The following is a 16,875-nucleotide window of genomic DNA, read 5'->3' on the forward strand; positions in this document are numbered from 1 at the left end:
CGCGTACGTACCAGGTGGCATCCATCCTGCCGCAGGCGTTCTGTCGGCGAAGCACCGAGGCCCGATCCGCTTCAGGTGTCTACGCTGGGTGGTGTTGTCGGGCAGCCGTGCCGCCGGAAAGAACCGGTGGCCCTACCAGCCGAGGAAACCCGTGAGTGACACCCCATTCGGATTCGGCCTTCCGCCGGAGGAGCCGGACGACGGCGACGAGGGCAAGAAGAAGGACCCGCAGAGCGGCGGTGGTCAGGGCCCGGTCGGGCCGTTCGGTTTCGGTACGTCCGGAGCCGGAGGTTTCGGCGGCCCGGGCGCGGACAATCCGTTCGCCGCGATGTTCGGGTCATTGAACCCCAACGACCTGGGCGCAGCGTTCCAGCAGCTCGGCCAGATGCTCTCCTACGAGGGCGGGCCGGTGAACTGGGACATGGCCAAGCAGATCGCCCGGCAGACGGTCTCCCAGGGGACCGCGGAGGGCTCGAAGGACGCGAGCGTCGGTCCCGCGGACCGCAAGGCCGTCGAGGATGCCGTCCGTCTGGCCGATCTCTGGCTGGACGACGCCACCTCCCTGCCGTCGGGCGCCAACTCGGCCGTGGCCTGGAGCCGCGCGGAGTGGGTCGAGGCCACCCTGCCGGCCTGGCGCGAGCTGGTCGACCCGGTCGCCGAGCGCGTCGGGAACGCGATGGGCGACGTCCTGCCGGAGGAGATGCAGGCCATGGCCGGCCCGCTGATCGGCATGATGCGCTCCATGGGCGGCGCCATGTTCGGTACGCAGATCGGGCAGGCCGTCGGTGTGCTCGCCGGTGAGGTCGTCGGTTCGACCGACATCGGCCTGCCGCTGGGCCCCGCCCGCCGCGCCGCGCTGCTGCCGCTGAACATCGAGACCTTCGGCAAGGACCTGGGCGTCCCCCAGGAGGAGGTGCGGCTGTATCTCGCCCTGCGCGAGGCCGCCCACCAGCGCCTGTTCGCGCACGTCCCCTGGCTGCGCTCGCATCTGTTCGGCGCGGTCGACGGCTATGCGCGCGGGATCAAGGTCGACACCGGCAAGCTGGAGGACGTCGTCGGCCAGTTCGACCCGCAGAATCCCGAGCAGTTGCAGGAGGCCCTCCAGCAGGGCATGTTCCAGCCGGAGGACACGCCGGAGCAGAAGACGGCCCTGGCCCGTCTGGAGACGGCGCTGGCGCTGGTCGAGGGCTGGGTCGACGCGGTGGTCCACGCGGCCGCCAAGCCGAGGCTGTCGTCGGCCGACGCGCTGCGCGAGACCCTGCGCCGCCGTCGTGCCTCGGGCGGTCCCGCCGAGCAGACGTTCGCCACGCTGATCGGTCTGGAACTGCGTCCACGCCGGCTGCGCGACGCCTCGCGACTGTGGGCCTCGCTCACCGACGCGCGCGGAGTCGACGGCAGGGACGCCCTGTGGGCGCACCCGGACATGCTGCCGACGGCCACCGACCTGGACGACCCCGACGGTTTCGTCCACCGTGAGCAGATCGACTTCTCCGAGCTGGACAAGATGCTCGGCGAGGCCGCCGACAAGCCCGGCCTCAGGAAGAAGGGCGAGGCCGAGAACAAGGTCCGGGACCAGGACCAGGACCCGACCGAGGACGACGACCGGAACAAGGGTGACGGCACCGAGTGAGCCTGCACGACGACGCGGTCCTCGTACTCGAGGGGTACGAGGACCAGCAGGTGCTGCGTGACGCCTACCTGGAGCATCTCGCCGCTCATCCGGACGGCATGTGGAAGACATGTCACGCGGGCCACCTCACCGCGAGTGCCCTGGTGATCGACCCTGCCCGCGGCCGGGTCCTGCTCACCCTGCACAGGAAGCTGCGGATGTGGCTCCAGATGGGCGGCCACTGCGAGCCCGGGGACGCCTCGCTCGCCGCGGCGGCGCTGCGCGAGGCGACGGAGGAGTCCGGCATCCCGGACCTGGCGCTTCTGGCGGGCGGGCCCGTGCGGCTGGACCGGCATCCGATCCCGTCGCCCTGCCACTGGCACTTCGACGTCCAGTACGCGGCGGTGGCCGCGCCCGGCGCGGCGCACGCGATCAGCGACGAGTCCCTCGACCTGCGCTGGTTCTCCTACGACGAGATCGCCGGCGTGGCCGACGCGTCGGTCCTGCGTCTGACCGGGGCGGCCCGGGCGAGGCTGGGCGTCTGACCCGCGCGGGGCGGACGAGGCAAGGGGCGGACACCCTGGTGCCCGCCCCTTGCCTCGTCCGCGCGCCGGTCAGCTCCAGGCGTTGCCCTGGTTCTGGCCGCGGACGCCCTGCTGCCCCATGCCGTACTGGGCGGTGAGCCCGGAGCCGATCTGGGCGTTCTGCGGCGGCAGCAGCTCACTGGGCTGGACGAGAGCGAAGCCGCTGCCCATGAAACTGAGTTCCCAGCCCTCGCCGGTGCTGCCACGCCGCCGCCACACCCCCGAGGAGTGGGTCTGGGCCTGCATCTGCACGCGCAGCGAGGTGGACCACGCGACGATGGCGTCGGCATCGCAGTTGACGTACTTGTCCGGCGTCACCTGCATCAACAGCGGCATGCCGGAGGTCATCAGAGCGACCTTGCCGTTCCCGGTGATGTTGAGCTGGTACTTCCCGGAGCCGGAGATGCCGTACAGGCTGTCCACGGCGATGACCTCGTGGTGCAGCGAGGAGTCCATCGCGAGCACATAACTGCTGTCGACGGTCAGTCCCTCATGGTCCACGTCCATCACATGGACGCGCTGGGCGAGGTTGGCGAGGTAGACCGTGCCCTGCCCGTGACAGCGCATCAGGTCGAGGCCCTCACCTGTGCGGGCACGCGCGCGCGAGGAGCCGTTGCCCTGGTACTCGGCGTCGAACTCCATGAGCCCCTGATAGGCGACCATGCTGCCCTTGCGGGCCAGGATGTCGTCGTGGCCCTCCAGGGCCACCCGGAGCATCTGCTGGTTCTGCAGACTCCAGCGCTCCTGGGTCTGCTGGTCGTTGAAGGTGAAAAGCGGGCTTTGCATGATGTGGTTGCTCCCCCTCAGCCCCGGACCCGGAGACGGTCGGTGCTGTCCTCACTGGGCTGGACGACGACGATGCCCTGACCGGAGAAGGCCATCTGGTAGGCCTCGCCGCTGCCGCGGCCGATCAGCGACTGGGCCCGGAAGCTGCGCTTGCCCTTCACCTTGAGGTTCGGGGACCAGGCGACCAGGGCGTCCGGGTCGACGTACGTCTCGTCGTCGCCGCCACCGCAGTCGACGACGATCGGCTTGCCGCGCGAGGTCAGCGCGACCCAGCCCTGTCCGGAGATCTTGGTGTTCCACAGGCCCTGTCCGGCGAACTTCGCCAGGCCCTTCACCCGCTCCACGCCCCACGTGAGATGGGCGTCGAAGGCGAGCAGGTTGGTGGCGTTGACGGAGATGCCGTCACCGTTGAGGTTGATCACCACGACGTTGGCGCCGTAGTCGGCGAGATACAGCAGACCGTCGCCGGAGCACTTCATCAGGGGCGCGCCCTCGCCGGTCATCCAGTCCTTGGCGATCTGGCGGACGGCGGGCGGATTGGGCTCGTACTGGACGAACCCCTCGTAGGCGACCATCGATCCCACGCGCGCCAGGAGGTCGTTCCCGGTCTGCATGGCGACCTTCAGCATGTGGTTGCCGTGGTTCTCCATGCGGGCGGTGACGGGGGCGGGAGCATAGCCCGCGAGTGGCTGGTTCATGACGGGCTCCCTCTAGACCTCGTACGGCTGGACGACGATGAAGTTGCCGGGCGCGCCCCGGAACTGGAGGTTGACGCTCTCCCCGGTGTCGCCGGGGTAGGAGTTGCGCCGCATCCGCACCTGGCTGGAGACGACCACCTGGGAGGCGGCCGACCAGGCGACCACGGCGTTGCAGTCGGCGAAGGTGGTGGGGGTGACCGGGAGCACCACGGGCGTGCCGTGGGTCTTGACGACGATCGTGCCGGTGCCCTGGAACTGCATCGTGAACAGCGCGCCGCCGGGGATGCCGTGGCCCTCGATGCGGCGGACCTCGTACTGGAGCGTCTCGTCGAAGGCGAGGACGTTCTCGGCGGAGACGCACACGGCGTCGCCCTGGAGCTCGATCGGGTGCAGCATCGTGGAGTCCTCGGCGAAGAACACCTGTCCCTGGCCGGTGCAGCGCATCAGCTGCATCTCCTGGCCGGTGGCGTTGCCCACGATGCGGCCGGAGAAGCCCGCGCCCTTGTAGCTGAAGTCGACCTTGCCCTGGTAGAGCACCATGCTGCCCTGCCGGGCCAGTACGGGCTGTCCGCCGATGCCGAGGTCGGCGCGGACCAGCTTCTTGTTCTGCTGGGTCCAGCGCTGTCCGGTGGGCGTCTCCTTGAACTTCTGGAGCGCGCCGAGGACCCCGGGGCTCTGCGGTGCGCTCTGCGGAACGCCCTGGGGAGCGCCGAGCGGGGCCTGCTGGTGGGGTACCTGTCCGGGCGGCGGCTGCTGGCCGTACCCCGGAGGGGGTGTGGGCTGGCCGTAACCGGGCGGCGCGGCGGGTGCCTGCGGTGCCTGCGGCTGGCCGTATCCCGGCGGCGGGGCGGGTGCCTGCGGTGCCTGCGGCTGGCCGTATCCCGGCGGTGGCGGCGGGGCCTGCTGACCGAACGGCGGCTGCTGGCCGTAAGGCGCGGGCGCAGGCGCGGGAGGCGGTACCGGGGAGCCGCCGGGCGGGGTGCTCAGTGGCGCGACGATGGTCGGCGCGGAGTGCACCGGCGGCGCGGGGGGCGGTGGCGGGGTGGCGCCGGGAGGCGGCGCGAAGCCCTGCGCGGCGGGCTGGGGCGCGGGAGCCGGGGCGGCGCCACCTGCGGGTACACCGAACGCGGGCGGCGCGGCGGACTGGGCGGGAGGCGCGAAGCCGGGGGCCGCTCCGCCGGCCTCGGGCTGCTGCGGGGCGGCCGGCTCCTCCTCGGCCACCTCACCGCCGAAGTTCTTCAGCAGCGCGTCGAGCCCGCCGTCGAAGCCCTGGCCGACGGCGGCGAACCGCCAGACGTCCTTGAAGTAGAAGTCACCGAGCATGACGGCCCGCTCGGTGGAGAATTCCGAGCCGCTGAACGGGTACCGGGCCACTTCCTCGCCGCCCGCGACGATACGGATGTATCCGGGGCCGACCTGGGACATCTGCCCGGCGCCGTCGAGCGCCGCCGTGAAGGACAGCTTCCTGATCTGCTGCGGGATCCGGTCCAGCGTCACACGGAAGGACTCCGTGTCGCCCGCCTGGGCGCCCAGGAGCTGCACGGACTCCTCGGGGGACTTCGGCTGGTTGTAGAAGATGAAATACTGGTCGTCCGACAGCCGCTCCTCGGCATCGAGACCGAAGCAGCTGATGTCGAAGTTCAGCCCCGGACCGGAGATCTGCACACCGATGTACAGATCCGTGCCCGCGGTGAGGTCACTGATCCTGGCCTTGTGGCCGCGCTGGAATTCCCTGGCCATACGTACGACCGTCCCCCATCCCGAATGTGAGTGCGTCGCGCCAGGCTAACTGCAAACACCGACACCGGATGGAGTCGGTACAGACCCGGTACACAACGCGTGCGGGGGCCTACGGTGCGCTCACCTCGCGCGCTGCTCACACATCACGCGTCCCCGGGACGTGCGGCAGCCGCTCGGCGGCGACCACGCCCTCGAGGTAGCCGCGGGCCCGCTCGGTCCTGGGATACGCCTCCAGCAGCCGCCAGAATCGAGGTCCGTGACCGGGTACCAGCAGATGCGCCAGTTCATGGCAGAGCACGTAGTCGACGACGTACTCGGGCATGCCCTGCAGCCGGTGGGACAGGCGGATGCTGCCCTCGGAAGGGGTGCAGGAGCCCCAGCGCGTGTTCTGGTTGGTCACCCAGCGTACGGAGGCGGGCCTCGCCCGCCCGTCGAAGTACTGGTCCGAAAGCCGCCGGGCGCGCTCGGCCAGCTCCGTGTCCCCGAGCGTCCGCCGGCTCTCCTGGGCGGCCAGCTTGTCGAGCATGACGTTGACCCAGCGCTGCTCCTCCGCCTCGGACATCCGGGCGGGGATGAGCACGACGGTGCGATCGCCCTCGCGGTACGCGGAGACCGTCCTGCGTCGACGGGCGCTCCTGCGGACCTCGATCGCGCTCGCCCTCGAGCCGTTCGTCGGCTGGCTCGTCGTGCTGCGCTGTGGCTTTCCGGCGCTGTGCAGTGGGTCGGCGGGCACGCCCCGACGTTACCCGCTGCACACGGGGAAGTCTTGACTCCGGGACGGTTGCCCAGCGATCCCACCACCATGCGCCGGATTTATCAGATGAATTCCGGTGCCTGTGGACAACTTTCGGCGGCCTCCGCCCCGTCCCGGCATGCTGGCGTGCGTGGCCCGAATCACGACGGGCCCGGCCGTCCAGGAGAAGAATCCGGGACATAAGCGGGACATAAGGGGGTCTTCGTCATGCATCCAGTGGTCAAGCCCGCGCTCAGGCGCGGCTGGCGCGATCTCAACACCGTGCAGTTCGGGATGACCCCGGCACACGCTCTGACTCTGGGTCCGGTGGACACGGCGACGGGCAGCTTCCTCGACCTTCTCGACGGCACCCGCGGTGTGGAGCTCCTGCGTGAGGAGGGCCGGCGCATGGATCTGCCCGACGGACATGTCGACCGGCTCGTACGACGGCTGTCGCGGGCCGGGCTGCTGGACGACTCCCGCGGCGGCGGACCGGCCGGCGAGTCCCTGCGCGGGAGACCCGAGGTCCTCGAGCGGCTCCGCCCCGACCTGGCCTCCCTCGCCCTCACCACCTCCGCACCGGGCGACCCGCTCCGCCGGCTGGCGGCGCGTCGCGGCACACGGGTGCAGGTGAGAGGCGCGGGCCGGGTGGGCGCGGCAGTCGCGGCGCTGCTGTCGGGGGCCGGGGTGGGCGAGGTCGAGGTGCGGGACGTCGGACGGGTCGAGCCGTGGGACGTCACACCGGGCGGTCTGCCCGCCGACGCCGTCGGGGACCGCCGGGAGGAAGCGGCCCGCCGCGCTGTGCGCCGGGCCGCACCGGACCGACCGCCCCGCCGGGCCGCCCGCTCCCCCCTCGACGAGGGCGAGCCCCCGTTCTCCCTGGTGGTCCTCGCCCCGCGGGACGATGTCGCCGTGTACACGCCCGACCCGTCGGCCGCCGAGCCCCTCCTGTCCTCCGGCACGTCCCATCTCTACGCCGGCGTGGTGGAGGGGACCGGCGTGGCCGGTCCCCTGGTACTGCCCGGCGAGACGGGCTGTGCGGGCTGTCTCCAGCAGGACCGCGTCGACCGGGACCCGGCCTGGCCCCGGCTGGTCGCCCAATGGCGCTCCGGACGGCAGCGCCGGGTGGGCGCCTGCGATCTGACCCTGGCCACGACCGTGGCGGGGCTGGCGGCCGCACACGCGCTCGCCTTCCTGGACGGCCGGGTGCCGTCCACGGCCGGCGCCCGCTGGGAGGTGTCCCTTCCCGGTCTGAACTGGCATGCTCGGCCGGTATGGCCCCACCCCGGCTGCCCGTGCGGAGCGGCCGGGAAGGACCAGGAGACCGAGCCGGAAGGCCATCCGGCAAAAGGTAAGGGAGAACACACCGCCGGGAGTGGGGGACCACGCGAGACAATGGCCGGGCCGAGGCCGTCGGACAAGTGGCGCCGACAGGCGGACGCGAAACGGCCGGCAGGTACTTGGAGGGCGCATGTCTGATCTTCCCCGGAAGGCGGTCACCCGGACCGCCAAGCTGGCCGCGCTCCCGCTCGGTTTCGCCGGGCGGGCGACCTGGGGACTCGGCAAGCGGATCGTGGGCGAGTCCGCGGAGCTTGTCGGCCGGGAACTGCAGCAGCGCACCGCCGAGCAGCTGTTCAAGGTGCTCGGCGAGCTCAAGGGCGGCGCGATGAAGTTCGGCCAGGCCCTGTCGGTCTTCGAGTCGGCCCTGCCGGAGGAAGTCGCCGGTCCCTATCGAGCGGCGCTGACCAAACTCCAGGAGGCCGCCCCGCCCATGCCGACCCGCACCGTTCACACGGTGCTCGAGGAACGGCTGGGCGAGGACTGGCGGGAGCTGTTCTCGGAATTCGAGGACAAACCGTCCGCCGCGGCCTCGATCGGCCAGGTGCATCGGGCCGTCTGGCACGACGGCCGCGAGGTGGCGGTCAAGGTGCAGTACCCGGGGGCCGGCGAGGCCCTGCTGTCCGACCTGAACCAGCTGAGCCGCTTCGCCCGCCTGCTGGGTCCGCTCGTTCCCGGTATGGACGTCAAACCGCTGATCACGGAGCTCAAGGACCGTGTGTCGGAGGAGCTGGACTACGGGCTGGAGGCCCAGGCCCAGCGGGCCCACGCCGAGGAGTTCGACGGCGATCCGGATGTCGTCGTGCCGGACGTGGTCCACCAGGGCGACCAGGTACTGATCACCGAATGGATGGACGGCATCCCGCTGTCGGAGATCATCTCGGACGGCACCGAGGCACAGCGCGACCGGGCCGGCCAGCTCCTGGCCCGCTTCCTGTTCTCCGGCCCCGCCCGCACCGGCCTGCTGCACGCCGACCCGCATCCGGGCAACTTCCGCCTGCTGCCCGGCGGTCCGACCGGTCAGGACGACTGGCGCCTGGGCGTACTGGACTTCGGCACCGTCGACCGGCTCCCGGGCGGACTGCCCTCCCCCATCGGCGAGGCTCTGCGCATCACTCTGGACGGCGATGCCGAAGCGGTCTACGCGATGCTCTGCTCGGAGGGCTTCGTCAAGGATTCGATCGAACTGGACCCGGAGGCCGTCCTGGAATATCTGCTGCCGATCATCGAGCCGGCCCGGGCCGAGGAGTTCACCTTCACCCGCGGCTGGATGCGAAGTCAGGCGGCCCGGATAGCCGACCCCCGCTCCCCCGCCTCCCAGCTCGCCAAGCAGCTCAATCTTCCCCCCGCCTACCTTCTGATCCACCGGGTGACCCTGAGCACGATCGGTGTGCTCTGCCAGCTGGGGGCGACGGTGCGGCTGCGGGACGAACTGGAGGAGTGGCTGCCCGCGTTCGTCCCGGAGGAGCCGGAGGTGGAGGAACCGGCCGCGGAGGCTTGACCGGTCCGGTCGGCGGGCCGGCACTCCGGGACCCGCCGACGCCGACGCCGACGCCGGGGCGGGGGCCTGCGCTACCACCACTGCGCGTCCAGACGCCCCTCGATGGCCCGCAGATGCTCACGCCGGACACCTCTCGCAGCAGTGCCGACGAGCACCGTCCTCCACGGAGAAGGTCCACGTCGGCTGCGGGCTCTCGGCGCGCTGCCGCACCGGGCACACACCAGCCGGCCCGGTTCCGCCGGGGGACCCTCGTCACCGCCACCGGAACGACTCGTCACCCGGCGACGACAACGCCGTCGCGGCGCGCCGTCCGGCACAACGCACCGCGGGGTCCGGTCCGTGTGGACGGACCGGACCCCGCGGGGACCACCGGGCCTCCGCCGGGGAGGCCAGCCATCGGGTGGGACGGGTTACTGCATGACCGCCATGGCGAGCGCCCGGCGGGCGCGCCGGGAGGCGATCTCGGCCCGGCGCTGCATCCGGCGCGCGGTCACCAGGCCCGCGGCCTGGCGCTCCTGTTGCGCCTCGTGCAGTCGCTCGTGCATTCGCGCACGAGCCATGGCTTCTTGCATGAGTTGCATCTCTCGGGTCCTGTTCTGGCGCGAGTCGTTCGCGCCGCTGGTGGTGAAGTCTTCGGTCGCGGAGCCTGCGGGCTCGTGAGTGGACGGCATCATCGGGGCCTGCTTCTGGGGTTCGTGCGTGAGGGGTCGGTCGATCGTTCCCGGGGTGTTCATGCTGTGACCGGGTTCTTGCGCGGGCGGCCACGCGGCCGCTTCCGGGCGACGACGACTCCCTGGACGAACAGCTCGCCACCCCAGACGCCCCAGGGCTCACGCCGCTCCTTGGCGCCGGCGAGGCAGGCCTCCATCAGCGGGCAGGTGCGGCAGAGCGACTTGGCGTACTCGACGTCCGCGGGCGACTCGGCGAAGAAGACCTCCGGGTCGTAGGAGCGGCACGGGACGGGCACGCCGAGGTTCTCGATGGCGTCGTCGAGCGCGGTGAGCGCGGTGAGCGGAGTCAAGGTCGGGTCCTCCGTGGAGCCGGACTTGGGGATCGTGTCGGAAGGCGGTACGGACGGAGCGTGCGCTTCGAGTTGCACGGTTTCGTCTTCCTCGTCTGGTCGGTTCCGGCCTGTTGGGCCGGGTGGCGGCTTGGTACCGGGTCTTTTCCTGTCCCGAGGCGCTTCGCTCTCCCCGTTCGGGGAAAACAGAAGGGCCGCGGATCCCGGGTGGGGTTCCGCGGCCCTGAAGGCGCCGGCCTGATCGCGTCAGGCTGGATCACTCCAGGGTTCTGGCCCACGGAAGGCCCACATCAGGTGGTGCTGCGTCGTCTGCTTCCGGAATCCGGCACCGGCTGCCGCAAAGGCATAGGCCCCCGCCTCTGCCACTACTGCTGCTTCCAGTGCCTTGGTCGGTCGCTCATCGCGCTCACGGACGGCAGGAGCCGCGGGAGCAACGCAGGACACGAGGCCTGCGGCACGGATGCCGGACAGACCGGTGCCCTGATCCGAGGCGCCGAGAATGCACAGGGAGACGGCCGAGTGATCGGTCAGTTCGACGACGGAGCTGGTGTTGATGCTGATCACTGGACTCGCCTCCTCTCGGCGTCTTGGGGACCGGGTCGAACCGGTCCGTGGATATGCAAGTAGAACACGGCTTCAAGGCCTGGGTGAAGGCCACTGTCCCCGTGGCTAAGAACCTATGGGGATCTCCGGGGCATGCGCAAACTATTTTCTCGACGAGTTCGTATCAGTCCGGATCACGCCCCCCGGCGACCTCGCGGCCTGCACAGATGGCCAGAACATCGGCCCCGTAGCGGTTCAGCTTGCGCATCCCCACCCCGGGAATGCGGGCGAGGCCGTGCTCGTCGTCGGGGACCGTCTCCGCGATGGCGATCAGCGTCTTGTCCGTGAAGACGCAGAAGGCCGGCTGTCCGCTGAGCTCCGCCTGGCCCGCACGCCACTCACGAAGCCGCTCGTACAGTCCCTCGTCCATGTCGGAGGGACAGTCCTCGCAGCGCATCAGCTTCATCTCGCCCGCCTCGGTCAGCGTGCGGCCGCAGACCCGGCAGCGGGCCGGGCTGCGCTGTCCCCGTCTCGGACCGGGCGTGACCCGGCCGGGCGCCGCGCCGGAGGAACCGCGCTCCACACCCCCGGCACCCGCGGCACCACCACGGCCCGCGGCCGTGACCGAACCGGGGCGCAGACCTGTGAGGAAGCGGCTGGCACGGCGGCTCGGCCGGCCGCCGGGCGAGCGGGAGAGAGCCCAGGAGAGATGGAGACGCTCACGCGCCCGGGTGACACCGACATAGAGGAGCCGGCGTTCCTCCTCCATCTGCTCGTCCGTCTTTGCGTAGGTGATCGGCATCATGCCCTCGGCCACACCGACGAGGAAGACGACGTCCCACTCCAGCCCCTTGGCCGAGTGCAGCGAGGCAAGGGTGACGCCCTGCACCGTGGGGGCATGCTGGGCACCCGCCCGCTCGTCGAGCTCGGCGACGAGGTCGGCGAGCGTGGCGTCGGCACCGGCGGCGGCGCAGTCCTGGGCCAGATGCACCAGGGCGGCCAGTGACTCCCAGCGCTCCCGGACCGCGCCGGACCCCGCCGGGGGCTGCGTGCTCCAGCCCTCGCCCGAGAGTACGGCGCGCACCTGGGAGGGCAGGTCGGGGGCGTCGTCGAGGAGCGCGTCGTTGCGCCCGAAGCGGGCCGCGGCGCGCAGGGCGACGATCGCTCTGCGCACCTCGGGGCGGTCGAAGAACCGCTCGGCCCCGCGCAGCTGGTAGGGCACCCCGACATCGGCGAGGGCCTGTTCATACGTCTCGGACTGGGAGTTCGTGCGGAACAGCACCGCGATCTCGGCGGCCGGTACCCCCGCGGCGATCAGCTCACGGATGCGGCGCGCGGCGCCCTCGGCCTCCGCGGGCTCGTCGGAGTACTCGGTGAAGACCGGCTCGGCCCCCGCGGCACGCTGGGAGACGAGCTCCAGCCGGTGATCGGCGGCGCGGCCGCGGGCCTGGGCGAGCAGTCCGTTCGCCAGCCGGACGACCTGGGGGGTCGATCGGTAGTCGCGGACGAGCTTGACGACCGTGGCACCGGGATGGCGCGTACGGAAGTCGAGCAGATGGTCGGGGGTTGCTCCCGTGAACGAGTAGATCGTCTGGCTGGCGTCGCCGACCACGCACAGGCTTTCCCGGTCGCCGAGCCACAGCTCCAGCAGGCGCTGCTGGAGGGGACTGACGTCCTGGTACTCGTCGACGACGAAGTGCTGGTACTGGGCGCGGACCTGGTCGGCGATGTCGTGCCGGTCCTGCAGGACGGCGACGGTCAGCAGCAGCACGTCCTCGAAGTCGATGACGGCCCTCCGGCGCTTGAGGTCCTCGTAGGCGGAGTAGAGCTGGGCGACCTCCGCGGGATCACGGGGTGTCTCCCGGCCGGTCTTCGCGGCAGCGGCCGCGTAGTCCGCCGGAACGGTCTGGGTGACCTTGGACCATTCGATCTCGGCGGTGACGTCCCGCAGCTCTCCCCGGTCGAGCCGGATACGGCAGGCGGCGGCCGCGTCGGCGACCAGCTGTATCTTGCGGTCGACCAGCCGGGGCAGGGAACCACCGATCGCTTTCGGCCAGAAGTACTGGAGCTGGCGCAGCGCCGCGGAGTGGAAGGTGCGGGCCTGGACACCGGCGGCACCGAGCTGTCGCAGCCGGCCGCGCATCTCCCCGGCCGCCCGGTTGGTGAAGGTGACGGCGAGCACGCTGGAGGGCTGGAGGATCCCGGCGCGCACCCCGTAGGCGATCCGGTGGGTGATCGCCCGGGTCTTGCCCGTACCCGCGCCCGCCAGCACGCACACCGGGCCGTGCAGGGCGGTGGCCACGGCCCGCTGCTCGGGGTCGAGCCCTTCGAGCACCGCGTCGGCCGAGTCCGGTACCCGCGGGAAGAGGGGGGAGTGCGTTGCTGCTGTCACACAGCCATGCTGCCAGGTCGCCGGAGACAGGTGAGCCGGTTGTCCACAGGGCAGGCCTCGCGGTCGTACCAATGCGGCAGCCGTCACGTGGGAATGCCGGCGCTTCCCCGTACGTTCCCTCCTCGACGAGGACTTCCCCGAGCCGCCGAAGGAGCCGAAAGGCATGCAGGGCACTGTGACGATGTACAGCACCACGTGGTGCGGCTACTGCCGCCGGCTGAAGAGCCAGATGGACCGTGAGGGCATCGCGTACACCGAGATCAACATCGAGCAGGACCCTGAGTCCGCGGCGTTCGTGGAAAAGGCGAACGGCGGGAACCAGACGGTTCCGACCGTTCTCGTGCTCCCCGCCGCCGACGGCCCCGAGGTCGTCATGACGAACCCGAGCCTCGCTCAGGTGAAGCAGGCGCTCGGCGCCTGACCTCGCGCTCGGCCCAGCCCCCGACCGGCCCGCCGCCGGCCGGGGGTTTCGTGTGCCGGTTCAGAGGGTGAGGACGGGCCGGGTGGAGGAGGACTCGTAGAGATCCTCACCCTCCGGGCCGTACACGAACTCGGCCATGGCCGGGTTGCGGTGGGCCGTGGCCAGGGGCAGCCATGCGAGCAGGTGGCCGTGGCCGCCGCACACCGACTCGCCACCGTCTCCACCGTGGACCGCCGTGACATCGCTCGTCAGCTCGGTGCGGTAGGTGTCGTAGGCGATGCGCAGGCCGAAGGCGCTCAGCCGGTTCTGGGGGCCTGTGCGGTCCCCGTGGGGAACGCGGTCGAGAGGGCAGTCGTTCCCCCACCGGAACAGGGTTCCCGCACCGGCTCCGCAAGCGTGCTCCCACTCGTCGGAGCTGGGCATCCGCAGGCCGCGGGCCGCGAGAACGGCCGGCATGTCACCGGGCAGCGCGGTCAGGTTCTCGTCCTCCACGGCCATGAGCACGGTGGCCAGGACGACGCTCCGGCGCGGGCTGAGCACCCGCGCGAGGTGCTCCCGCAGGTCGGGGCCGTAGCCGAAGCCCTGTTCGAGGACCTCGGCGCAGTCGGCAGTCTGCTGCGGGGTCGGCCGCCAGTCGTCCAGGTCGAAGCCGAGGGACACCGGCCCTCCGGGTATCAGAGCGAACTCCTGCCCGTTCCGCTCGATCCGGACGCGATGCAGCGGGGCACCGAGGTGCTCCGTGGTCTCCACGAGGGTCACCCGGCCGTCCACCGAACGAGCGGCCTCCTCGGCGACGCGGCGTGCGGTGGACAGTTCGAAGGAACGCCACCGGTCGAGTGTGAGCTCGGCGAGAGACATGGACCGCAGTGTCGCACCCGGGTCGGACACAGCCGACGGCCACCGCTTCCGTGCTGGACGACCGCGGCCGCGAAGGCCGGTGTCCGAGCGGTTCGCAGCGGGGCGGCCGCCTCGGAGGGAGGGCCGCCCCGCCGCGTGGCGTGCCGGTTCAGAAGGTGTTGCGGGCGGGCAGCTCCTTGCCGTACCAGCGTTCGATCAGGCGGGCCGCGATCGAGATGCCGTACGGCGGGAGCACCTCGCCGGACTCGAAGGCGGCGCCCAGTTCGTCGCGGGAGAACCAGCGGGCCTCGTGGATCTCGTCGCCGTCCACGTTGATCTCGGTCGTGGTGGCGCGGGCGGTGAAGCCCAGCATGAGGCTGGACGGGAAGGGCCAGGGCTGGCTGGCGATGTACTCGACCTCGCCGACGCCGATGCCGACCTCCTCGTGGACCTCGCGGCGCACCGACTGTTCGATGGATTCGCCGGGCTCGACGAATCCGGCGAGCGTGGAGAAGCGTCCTTCGGGCCAGTGGACCTGGCGGCCGAGGAGGATGCGGTCGTGGTCGTCGACGACGGCCATGATCACCGCGGGGTCGGTGCGGGGGTAGTGCTCGGCACCGCAGGCGGGACAGCGGCGGATGTGGCCGGCGGCGGCGATGACGGTGCGCTCGCCGCAGCGGGAGCAGAAGCGGTGCAGTCGCTGCCAGTTCTCCAGGGCGACGGCGTGCACCATCAGGCCCGCCTCTCGCGGCGCCAGGAGCAGGCCTGCCTCGCGCAGGCCCGCGGGGCGGGCGGAGGCGTCCATGCGGCCCGGCAGGTTGTCCTTCTGCAGGGCGAAGTAGCTGACGCCGTCCTCGTCGCACCCCAGGAAGTAGCGGTGTGCCTCGGTGAGCGGGGCCTCGAAGGACGGGGTCATGACGAGTTCGGTGCGGCCGTCCGCCGTCTCGTCGATGAGGACCTGACCGCCGGAGACCACGAAGCAGCGGGTCGAGGGGTGGCTCCAGGCCGCCGCGAGCCATGCCTCGTCGAGCCGGTGGTGGGCGGCGCGGTCGATGCCGCTGGGTGCGGTGAGCGAGATGGGGCGGTCGGCGGTGTGGTCGGTCCAGGTGGTCACGAGTGCTTCCAACTCCCCCGGGGGAACGGATCGGGTCGGCGGACGGTTCGGCGGGCGGTGCCGGGTCCGGCGGCGCACGGGGGCGGCGGGCCGTACCGGTGTGTCCCGCGCGGGCGGCGGGTTGTGCGGCGTGGGGCGGTCAGGGGGCGTGCCACCAGTGCTCGGCGAGGTCGCCCCACAGGTGGGCGCTGGTCTCGGCGCCCTTCAGCAGCAGGTCGAGTTCGACTTTCTCGTTCGGGGCGTGCCAGCCGTCCGACGGGACGGAGATACCGAGGAAGAGCACCGGTGCGCCGAGTACGTCCTGGAGGTCGGCGGCCGGTCCCGAGCCTCCCTCGCGCGTGAACAGTACGGGTGTGCCGAAGGCGCGGCCCATCGCGCGGACCACGGACCTCAGGGCGGGGTGGTCCAGCGGGGTGAGGCAGGGACGCGTGGCGGGGCTGAAGGAGATCTCGTGGCGGATGCCGTCGGGGAGCTGCCCGGGCACCCAGTCACGGACGGCGTCGGCCACGTGCTCCGGGTCCTGTCCGGCGACGAGCCGGAAGGAGAGCTTCACCATGGCGGAGGACGGGACGACGGTCTTGCTGCCGGGTCCCTGGTAGCCGCCGCCGATGCCGTTGACCTCCGCGGTGGGGCGGGCCCAGACGCGTTCCAGGGTGCTGTATCCGGCTTCGCCCCGGGTGCCGTGCGACTTGGCGGTGCGCAGCCACCGCTCCTCGTCGAAGGGGAGCGCGGCGAAGAGCTCGCGTTCCCGGTCGGTGAGTTCGACGACGCCGTCGTAGAAGCCGGGGACGGCGACGCGCTCGTGTTCGTCGTGCAGGGCCGCCACCAGGCGGGCGACGGCGGTGGCCGGGTTGGGGACCGCGCCGCCGAAGGAGCCGGAGTGGATGTCCTGGTCGGGCCCGTACAGCCGGATCTCGCACTCGGCGAGTCCGCGCATGCCGGTGCACACCGTCGGGGTGTTCTCGGACCACATGCCGGTGTCGGAGACGATCACGGCGTCGGCGGCCAGCCGCCGCGCGTGCTGTTCGACGAGGTCCCGGAAGTGCGGGGACCCGGACTCCTCCTCGCCCTCGATGAGGAGTTTCAGGTGGACGGCCGGGGTGGTGCGGCCGGTGGCGGCGAGGTGGGCGCGCACACCGAGGGTGTGGAAGAAGACCTGCCCCTTGTCGTCGGCGGCACCGCGGGCGTGGAGGCGGTTGCCGCGGACGACGGGTTCGAAGGGCTCACTGTCCCAGCCGTCCTCGCGGGCGGCGGGCTGTACGTCGTGGTGGCCGTAGACCAGCACGGTGGGGGCCTCGGGGTCGGCGGAGGGCCACTCGGCGAAGACGGCCGGGGCGCCGGGGGTGTGCCAGACCTCGGCGGCGGGAAATCCGGTCTCCTTGAGCTTGGCGGCGAGCCAGTCGGCACTGCGGCGCACGTCGGGCGCGTGCTCGGGCTGCGCGGAGACGGAAGGGATGCGCAGCCACTCCACGAGGTCGTCGAGGAAGGCGGCGCGGTGCTGCTCGATGCAGGTACGGACGGCGCTGACGGCACTGTCAACGGGGTGGTTCATGTTCTC

General features: G+C 71.5%; 16 protein-coding genes and 1 pseudogene. 5 read left to right on the forward strand and 12 right to left on the reverse strand.

Annotated elements, in window-relative coordinates:
• Window positions 1-151: 151 nt before the first annotated feature.
• On the forward strand, window positions 152-1,630 hold the full coding sequence (locus HTV45_RS10960) for a zinc-dependent metalloprotease (protein WP_215205498.1): 1,479 nt from the start codon (window positions 152-154) through the stop codon (window positions 1,628-1,630).
• Window positions 1,627-2,154 (forward strand): NUDIX hydrolase, encoded by a 528-nt coding sequence (locus HTV45_RS10965; RefSeq protein WP_215205499.1) that lies wholly within the window; start codon window positions 1,627-1,629, stop codon window positions 2,152-2,154. The genes HTV45_RS10960 and HTV45_RS10965 overlap by 4 nt, the downstream gene beginning before the upstream one ends.
• Before the next feature lie 69 nt (window positions 2,155-2,223).
• Here the strand turns inward: HTV45_RS10965 and HTV45_RS10970 are convergent, their stop codons facing one another.
• From HTV45_RS10970 to HTV45_RS10985, 4 genes are all read right to left on the reverse strand, one after another.
• Entirely contained in the window at window positions 2,224-2,979 is a 756-nt protein-coding gene (locus tag HTV45_RS10970) for an AIM24 family protein (protein ID WP_215205500.1), read from the reverse strand.
• Between the two features lie 17 nt (window positions 2,980-2,996).
• Window positions 2,997-3,677: an AIM24 family protein gene (locus HTV45_RS10975; RefSeq protein ID WP_215205501.1), complete on the reverse strand. Its 681-nt coding sequence runs from the start codon at window positions 3,675-3,677 to the stop codon at window positions 2,997-2,999.
• A 12-nt stretch (window positions 3,678-3,689) separates the two neighbouring features.
• A complete protein-coding gene (locus HTV45_RS10980; protein ID WP_215205502.1) occupies window positions 3,690-5,417 on the reverse strand; it encodes a TerD family protein in 1,728 nt (575 codons plus the stop codon).
• Window positions 5,418-5,553: 136 nt separating this feature from the next.
• On the reverse strand, window positions 5,554-6,150 hold the full coding sequence (locus HTV45_RS10985; protein ID WP_215205503.1) for a M48 family metallopeptidase: 597 nt from the start codon (window positions 6,148-6,150) through the stop codon (window positions 5,554-5,556).
• A 228-nt stretch (window positions 6,151-6,378) separates the two neighbouring features.
• On the opposite strand from HTV45_RS10985, the gene HTV45_RS10990 reads away from it, so the two are divergent.
• Entirely contained in the window at window positions 6,379-7,629 is a 1,251-nt protein-coding gene (locus HTV45_RS10990) for a TOMM precursor leader peptide-binding protein (protein ID WP_215205504.1), read from the forward strand.
• Entirely contained in the window at window positions 7,622-8,989 is a 1,368-nt protein-coding gene (locus HTV45_RS10995) for an AarF/ABC1/UbiB kinase family protein (protein ID WP_215205505.1), read from the forward strand. Before HTV45_RS10990 ends, HTV45_RS10995 begins: the two co-directional genes overlap by 8 nt.
• Before the next feature lie 71 nt (window positions 8,990-9,060).
• On the opposite strand, the pseudogene HTV45_RS35025 reads toward HTV45_RS10995, so the two are convergent.
• The 5 genes and pseudogenes from HTV45_RS35025 to HTV45_RS11015 all read right to left on the reverse strand — a co-directional run bounded on the left by HTV45_RS35025 (window position 9,061) and on the right by HTV45_RS11015 (window position 12,945).
• Window positions 9,061-9,267: pseudogene (locus HTV45_RS35025) on the reverse strand (hypothetical protein).
• Between the two features lie 132 nt (window positions 9,268-9,399).
• On the reverse strand, window positions 9,400-9,723 hold the full coding sequence (locus HTV45_RS11000) for a hypothetical protein (protein WP_215205506.1): 324 nt from the start codon (window positions 9,721-9,723) through the stop codon (window positions 9,400-9,402).
• Complete coding sequence (locus HTV45_RS11005) at window positions 9,720-10,088, reverse strand: WhiB family transcriptional regulator (protein ID WP_215205507.1); 369 nt, start codon at window positions 10,086-10,088, stop codon at window positions 9,720-9,722. Before HTV45_RS11005 ends, HTV45_RS11000 begins: the two co-directional genes overlap by 4 nt.
• A gap of 168 nt (window positions 10,089-10,256) precedes the next feature.
• Window positions 10,257-10,574: a hypothetical protein gene (locus tag HTV45_RS11010; protein WP_215205508.1), complete on the reverse strand. Its 318-nt coding sequence runs from the start codon at window positions 10,572-10,574 to the stop codon at window positions 10,257-10,259.
• 163 nt (window positions 10,575-10,737) lie between these two features.
• On the reverse strand, window positions 10,738-12,945 hold the full coding sequence (locus HTV45_RS11015; RefSeq protein WP_215205509.1) for an ATP-dependent DNA helicase UvrD2: 2,208 nt from the start codon (window positions 12,943-12,945) through the stop codon (window positions 10,738-10,740).
• 163 nt (window positions 12,946-13,108) lie between these two features.
• Between HTV45_RS11015 and HTV45_RS11020 the strand changes: the two genes are divergently transcribed.
• Window positions 13,109-13,366, forward strand: coding sequence for a mycoredoxin (locus HTV45_RS11020; protein ID WP_215205510.1), 258 nt, complete (start codon window positions 13,109-13,111; stop codon window positions 13,364-13,366).
• 60 nt (window positions 13,367-13,426) lie between these two features.
• On the opposite strand, the gene HTV45_RS11025 is transcribed toward HTV45_RS11020, so the two are convergent.
• The 3 genes from HTV45_RS11025 to HTV45_RS11035 all read right to left on the reverse strand — a co-directional run bounded on the left by HTV45_RS11025 (window position 13,427) and on the right by HTV45_RS11035 (window position 16,869).
• Window positions 13,427-14,224: a hypothetical protein gene (locus tag HTV45_RS11025; RefSeq protein WP_215205511.1), complete on the reverse strand. Its 798-nt coding sequence runs from the start codon at window positions 14,222-14,224 to the stop codon at window positions 13,427-13,429.
• A gap of 148 nt (window positions 14,225-14,372) precedes the next feature.
• Complete coding sequence (gene nudC / locus HTV45_RS11030; protein WP_215205512.1) at window positions 14,373-15,317, reverse strand: NAD(+) diphosphatase; 945 nt, start codon at window positions 15,315-15,317, stop codon at window positions 14,373-14,375.
• A 139-nt stretch (window positions 15,318-15,456) separates the two neighbouring features.
• The gene (locus HTV45_RS11035; RefSeq protein ID WP_215205513.1) at window positions 15,457-16,869 is read right to left on the reverse strand and encodes a dipeptidase; all 1,413 of its coding nucleotides are present in this window, start codon (window positions 16,867-16,869) and stop codon (window positions 15,457-15,459) included.
• Window positions 16,870-16,875: the final 6 nt, after the last annotated feature.

It is taken from the genome of Streptomyces sp. CHD11 (assembly GCF_018638295.1).
Taxonomy (GTDB): Bacteria; Actinomycetota; Actinomycetes; order Streptomycetales; family Streptomycetaceae; genus Streptomyces.